At 41.1% G+C, this 6,093-nt stretch carries 7 protein-coding genes; all 7 read right to left on the bottom strand.

The window, feature by feature from the left end:
* Window positions 1-16: 16 nt before the first annotated feature.
* A complete protein-coding gene (locus tag CALSC_RS24745; protein ID WP_088243865.1) occupies window positions 17-250 on the bottom strand; it encodes a peptidoglycan-binding domain-containing protein in 234 nt (77 codons plus the stop codon).
* A gap of 158 nt (window positions 251-408) precedes the next feature.
* The gene (locus CALSC_RS24740) at window positions 409-1,710 is read right to left on the bottom strand and encodes a sensor histidine kinase (protein WP_088243864.1); all 1,302 of its coding nucleotides are present in this window, start codon (window positions 1,708-1,710) and stop codon (window positions 409-411) included.
* A gap of 19 nt (window positions 1,711-1,729) precedes the next feature.
* Complete coding sequence (locus CALSC_RS24735) at window positions 1,730-2,383, bottom strand: helix-turn-helix domain-containing protein (RefSeq protein WP_088243866.1); 654 nt, start codon at window positions 2,381-2,383, stop codon at window positions 1,730-1,732.
* Between the two features lie 396 nt (window positions 2,384-2,779).
* Window positions 2,780-3,073, bottom strand: a complete 294-nt coding sequence (locus CALSC_RS24730) for a hypothetical protein (RefSeq protein ID WP_088243863.1) — start codon at window positions 3,071-3,073, stop codon at window positions 2,780-2,782.
* A 170-nt stretch (window positions 3,074-3,243) separates the two neighbouring features.
* Window positions 3,244-4,083 carry a hypothetical protein gene (locus CALSC_RS24725; RefSeq protein WP_088243862.1) on the bottom strand — a complete coding sequence of 280 codons (840 nt, stop codon included), beginning with the start codon at window positions 4,081-4,083 and terminating at the stop codon, window positions 3,244-3,246.
* 2 nt (window positions 4,084-4,085) lie between these two features.
* Window positions 4,086-4,877 (bottom strand): hypothetical protein, encoded by a 792-nt coding sequence (locus CALSC_RS24720; RefSeq protein WP_088243861.1) that lies wholly within the window; start codon window positions 4,875-4,877, stop codon window positions 4,086-4,088.
* Between the two features lie 213 nt (window positions 4,878-5,090).
* Window positions 5,091-6,093: hypothetical protein (locus CALSC_RS24715; RefSeq protein ID WP_143288377.1), on the bottom strand; the 1,003-nt coding region annotated here is incomplete at its 5' end.

Raw genomic sequence — 6,093 nt, 5'->3', positions numbered from 1 at the left:
AAATTAATTAATTAATTTAATCTTTGCTAAAACGGTCTTCTAAACTTGTCCAAGTTGCTGGTCCAACTATACCATCAACAACTAAGCCATGATCTTGTTGATACTGTTTAACAAGACCTTCGGTTTTATTACCAAAAATACTATCAACAACGAGTTTAGAACCGTAAACTTCATTGAGCATCATCTGTAGTGTTTTAACATCACTACCAGTGCTGCCATTTCTTATAGTTGTACGAGTTGAAGTTGCCATTATTTTGTCTCCTGAAATTCACTTCTTTGTTTCAACAATTTCAGTATCGTTGTTTCAACAATTTCAGTATCGTTGAACATGAAAGGAAAAACATTGGCAATTACGGACAAAGCCTATGGTAATTTCTAACCATTAGTCATTGCACTTTTCGGTAATTCTTACACCTTCCAAAAGAGTTCACAAATTACACCTCCCTTGGGTACAGATTCCCGACGAAATTTTCCCCCCAATCTTTTGGCTAATAAATGGCTATGCTTTGTACCTTGTTGTTCTCGTCCAGGCTTTAAACCACAACCATTATCCTGTACCTTCAGAATATAATTACCTTCACGTTCTTCCCCCATAATTACAATTCGAGTTACACCACGAGCGTGTTTACCTACATTACACAAAGCTTCCTCCAACCACAAACACAAGTCGCGTTTCATTTCCAAAGTTAAGGAAGGTTGGGTAATAGGTGCAAAATTCCGTACTTTGACTCGAATCGTGTGGAAGCAAGTCAGATTACGTTTGAGAGTTAGGGAATATACTTCATGAAGTAAATTATGCAAGGGAAGATTTAAGTCAATAGAGGTTCCTTCCCCCAAGCGAAGACAATTTTCAGAAGTAGGAGATTCTAAAGTTTCTAGGGAGCTTACTGATTTACTACTTGTACTATCTTTATCTGTAAGACTGTGCCCGACTGCGCGAATTTCGCTATTGAGTGAGTTTAAACGCTGTAAAAATTCTGTTTGAGATATCTGCTCGGTTTGCACATCTCTTTGCAATAGTGCTAGGGTTTGCAGTGGTCCATTATGAATTTGGGTAAAAGCTTGTTCCAAAGCCTTTTGGCGAATACTTTGCCGCTCTATGATTTGAGCATAGTACTGAAGACGTTCGGCATACAAGCTTTCCACCATTGATTGGAGACGATTATGCAAAAAAATCAGTGCAATTTGTGTCCCCATTACTGGTCCGAAGGAAATGAGTAAATCTAGTCCTCGTAGGGAGTATAGTTCTTCTGGGTTAAAAATGAAGTAGGTCAAAATAGGGCCAGCAACACCTATCCAGACGAGTATAGTCGCTTTCAGTAATCGTTGGGGACGCAAGGTTATCAACATAAACGTCATCAACATCAACGATACTGAGGATGTCGGTGGTAAATTATCTACAAGAGTAATGTTGGATGAGGTAAATGCCTTGAGAGAGTGGAACCAACCAGGCATCACAACAAACATTACACTCTGAAATAAACTCAGATTTATTACTTGTTGCAAACTCTCTGGTTTTGTATAAAGACGTATCAGTAATATTAAAGATGTAATTGCGAACAGGGGAGGATTAATTAGATGAAGTGGGTGGGTATGAAGTTGTAACCTGTGGATGATAGTGGCAATAGTTGTACCTACAACCGTCAAAATCAAAACAACTAGAACCATTTGACGCTTGAGTGTACTTTGGGGATCTAAAATGGCAGACATAATATCCTCAACCAGTAATTCAGTCTAGTAAACCTTTTTCCCGCGCACGGATTTGCGTTAATGCTCGCACGTTTTTTCCTGGTTCGGGATAAATTCCCAATGCATCCTGAATTTTTGACCAGTAGTGACGAATCATACGTTCTGACTTATACATTGATTGAGCGATCGCTTTATCTTGCAAACCTTCTTCAAAAGCAAGCCGCAGCACCTCCAGCCACTCGGGTTTTACTTCCAAATTGCTTTGTAAATCCTTAGTATGGGTAAGTCCTTGCATTGCCCATTCCATGCGAGTTAAAAATGTCTCTACAGTTTCGCTTTTGTCGGCGATTGTGAATCCACCTTGATGGGCATCAATTTCAGGTATGAGGCGAACTAATGCTTTGATGCTACTACTTTGCACCATCAAGTTAAGTTGGGGATAATCTTCCATTAACTGCTTGAGCAATCCCAATCCATGCTCTATTTGGGCTGGTGTCCCCGAATCATGGGGAATAGATAAATCAGCGATCGCTAAATCAAGGGAATGTAGAGCAACTTCAGTCAGAGCTTCTTGGGCGGTTCGAGCTGAGAATATTTGGGCATCTCGAAAGCGATCGCTTACCAAACTAATGGTTCCATTTAACAGTAAGCGATGGTCATCAACAATGAGAATTTTTGGTTGTTGAATATTCATCTTGAGTAAAATCAATTGCACCCTTTGTCCTGTTTAAACAGAACGCACGGGAGCATACCGCTACCCGAACACCTGTTGGGAGAGGAGCGTTAAATAACATTGAATAGATTACAGCATGGTGGCTTACAGTCACAAACTGCATTTTCTAAGTAATTACAATCAATAAAATGGGTATTGGTTAGACGGTAGGTATTAGCACTAGTGTTTCTTCCAGATTGTAACCACAACAGAAGCAAATACGAGGGTACAAGTTAGGGGAACCTCTGTATCAAAAAGCTTTGGAGATTTGTGAGTGACAGTTGGGTGTGAGTCATCCAAAAACTATGCAAGTCCATCACTTTAAACAAATGGGTGCGTTAGGCTTCGCTAACACACCCTACTAAACTGACACAGGGTCTACTCTTGGTTTAAAAGTTGTTCAAATCGGTCTTTTGTCCACATTTCCATTGGGTAAGCCACTGCAATAATTTCTGATAGTTTAATTAGCCAAACTGTTCGCTGGTAATCTTTATCATCATCATCTTCGTTGGGTATATAAAAATTTACTAGCTCCACATATTGACTGTCTAAATAAACCGGAATACCAAAAAAGCCTCCTTGAGATACTTGGATACTAACTTCCGTTCCTTGCTGCAGAGCCTCCTCAATACGTTGGTAGAGAATATTGGATTTAAGTTTTTTCTTTTTCATCAGAAAATGCTAACAGCAGGTAAATTGTGATGTAGAGATTATGATAGATGCCTTGAGAGCAGCTTTTCATATAGTAATTGTACTTATTGTACTTGCATACAAAGGTTTCAGCATTAAAAAATTATTGTCACGCACTTAATCAGCAACCTCCCCTACACCTTGTTTCTCTGTCACTTCATTGCTAATTTCCCCACAGCCTTGACGCACAGTTGAGCAATTAATTCCGTAGCTGTGGCTGCACTTTGTATTTGGGCAAAATTCAGGGTATTTGCTTGGATACGTCCTTTTTGTAACACTTTTTGAATTCCACCCTCACTCAACTTCATTCCTGCTTTCAGGAAATCAGTACCAGGATTTTGATGTCTGGGTGTTAAAGTACGGCTTCGCCGACACCAGAAGTGGCTGATGACGTGAAAAACATGACCCTTTCCCCAATCAAAGCTGACGGCTACCACCGGCGCATCATAACGCCGGAGTAAATCGTGACTTGATGCTTCAATGCGTACTTTATCTGGGTTGAGTATTTGAATGGGATGACTACTTCCCTCTAACCACCACTGGGGATCTGCCCCTAAAACTACCACATCTGACCACAGGGAGTTTAAACTAGCTTCAACAGAAATAACCTCATCTCCCGTAGCTCTATTAGTGTTGGTGACTGTGTTAGGAAAGGCTTTAGCAATAAAATAGCCAAGCGCCCAATCAGAACTTACCAACCACATACCATTTTCTACTTGCTGCGCCAAGTTGGTAATTAGCTGGCTATTATAACCACCAGAGCAATTCACAAAAGCGATTGCAGCTTTCAATTTTTTGGCATCGGGATTCATGGTATAAGGAATCTGCAAGCATTGCAGCACTTTTTCCACTTTGTCATAAGCACCAGAATACACGGCAATATCCTGCTTGCGAACCTGGTTGAGTATTGTTAAAGCTTCGGGATATTGTTCCTGAAATCGCTCTCTTACCGCCAAAGCTGCCACATTGTAAGCTGTTTGCATATTACTCATAATTATCGCCTCCTTGCCAACTTACTGACAGCATTCACGCATAATTGAGCAAAGTTAATTTTGTCATCATTTACACGTGCTTGTTGCAGGACTGTTTCTATGCCTTCATCTGTTAACTTCATCCCCGATCGCAAAAATTCCGTACAATGTTTTTGGTGACGTACTGTGGGGGTGTCGCTGCGTTTTGCCCAAAAGTGGCTAATTACATGGAATACATGACCTTTTCCCCAATTAAATCGCACTGCTACCACAGGAGCGTTGTAACGCAGTAATAAATCGTGACTCGCAGCTTCAACCTTGACTTTATCGGGGTTAACAACTTCAATAGGATGGCTCCCCCACAACCACCATTGGGGGTCTGCACCCAGCACTACAATATCTGACCACAGGCTATTGTGGAATGGTTCTACAGAAATAACTTCCTCATTTGAACTTTTACCATTCCAGCGCACGGTATTCGGGAAAGCCTTTTCAATTACTTTATCTAACGCCCAGCCAGAAGTGACTAACCACTTACCTTGTTTTACATAACTACCGATATATTTAACTAAATCTTGGTTATAGTTCCTAGAACAGTTAATAAATATCACCTGGGCTGATAATTTATGGGGATTAGGGTTAATAGTAGCGGGAATATTTAAACACTTTAAGACTTTTTCTGCTTGGTCAAAATCACCAGAGTAAACTGCAACATCTTTTTTAGTAATTTTGCTGAAGATATGTAAATATTCAGGATATTGTTCAGTAAATCTTTGTTTAACCGCAACAGCTGATAATTTATAAGCTTGTTCCATTATTCAATTTTAGATTTTGGATTTCCCCCCAAGGGGGGATACAGGGGGGGTTGAATTTTGGATTGAGGGAAAACCTGAACCCTGAACCCCAATGCAGAAAATGTGAGTCTTACCCAGAGGCGCAGAGAAGAGAGTGTGGGGAGCAGAGGGAGATATTATTTCTTTCACTCCTTCACTCTCTCACTCCTTCATTCCCTCACTCCTTCCCTCCTCTTACTTATCGTCCCTCACAGCTAAGGGTGTTTCCATGATTTCCATTAACAAGTCCAACCGGGACGGACGAGTTAACAGGGGAATCAAGTTAGGTAGGGAGTAGTAGTCCCCTGCAAAGGTAAAGGTATCTACCATCGCCTTTGTCTGCTTTAACTTCTGCTCGACGTAATCGCTACAATGTCCAACTTTAACAATGATGATGTTAGGAACTATACCCATATCATTTTGGTACTCCTGGTAGGAGTCATGGAAGTAGGGCTTACAGTTATCACCTTCGTCAGTCACAATGATGATTTGCTCTACTAGTTGCTTTTTGTAGCGCATCACTGACAAACTACAACCGATACTAGTACCACCGCCAGCTTGAATGTGTTGGAAAGCACGTTCCCAATCAGTCAATTCACTACCTTGTGCCTCTACTCGGTAAGGCATAGTATCAAAAGCATGGACAAACAAATCAGCTTCGGTAATACCGGAAATCATTGCTGCTAGGCGCTTACCAATTTCAATCGCCTTATCCATAGAACCAGACTTATCGATTAGTAAGGCAGTGGGTTTGCGAATTTTACCCCGCTTTTTCACTTGCTCGTTGGTAATCTGATCCAATTTGGCGACGGTTTCACTGTCTAACTGGCTCACATCAGCCGCGACTTGGGCTTTAAATGCAGAGACACGGTTACTCTGACTCGCTTCATCTAATTTCCCATTAATCAATTCCTTGACTTGTGGGTGCTCCATCGCTCCCCTGGCTTTTAAGGATTTGAGGTTATTAATTACCTCTTGTGGAGACATGGAGTTAATCAAAGCTACTAACACTGTGGGAGTTAATTGCTTAATTGCACCAATAGCAACGGTGTAAGGGATATTATGCTCCACAATCAAAGTGGCTTGCTCTGCGGAGGTTTCTGCTTTAGCCAGTTGCTTGAGCATAAAACCTAGACTATCTTCTGGGGGTGTATCCTTAAACAACACCGCATCCGCCCGCGCACTGGGTTTAACCCTC

The organism is Calothrix rhizosoleniae SC01, from assembly GCF_900185595.1.
Taxonomy (GTDB): Bacteria; Cyanobacteriota; Cyanobacteriia; order Cyanobacteriales; family Nostocaceae; genus Calothrix_A; species Calothrix_A rhizosoleniae.
This window is presented reverse-complemented; position numbering and strand designations above follow the sequence as displayed.

What these genes read in the sequence shown, in the direction of transcription:
- CALSC_RS24720 (WP_088243861.1), bottom strand. Translation starts at nt 4,877, where the DNA reads ATGGAACAAGCTTATAAATTATCAGCTGTTGCGGTTAAACAAAGATTT.
- CALSC_RS24730 (WP_088243863.1), bottom strand. Translation starts at nt 3,073, where the DNA reads ATGAAAAAGAAAAAACTTAAATCCAATATTCTCTACCAACGTATTGAG.
- CALSC_RS24740 (WP_088243864.1), bottom strand. Translation starts at nt 1,710, where the DNA reads ATGTCTGCCATTTTAGATCCCCAAAGTACACTCAAGCGTCAAATGGTT.
- CALSC_RS24745 (WP_088243865.1), bottom strand. Translation starts at nt 250, where the DNA reads ATGGCAACTTCAACTCGTACAACTATAAGAAATGGCAGCACTGGTAGT.
- CALSC_RS24735 (WP_088243866.1), bottom strand. Translation starts at nt 2,383, where the DNA reads ATGAATATTCAACAACCAAAAATTCTCATTGTTGATGACCATCGCTTA.
- CALSC_RS24725 (WP_088243862.1), bottom strand. Translation starts at nt 4,083, where the DNA reads ATGAGTAATATGCAAACAGCTTACAATGTGGCAGCTTTGGCGGTAAGA.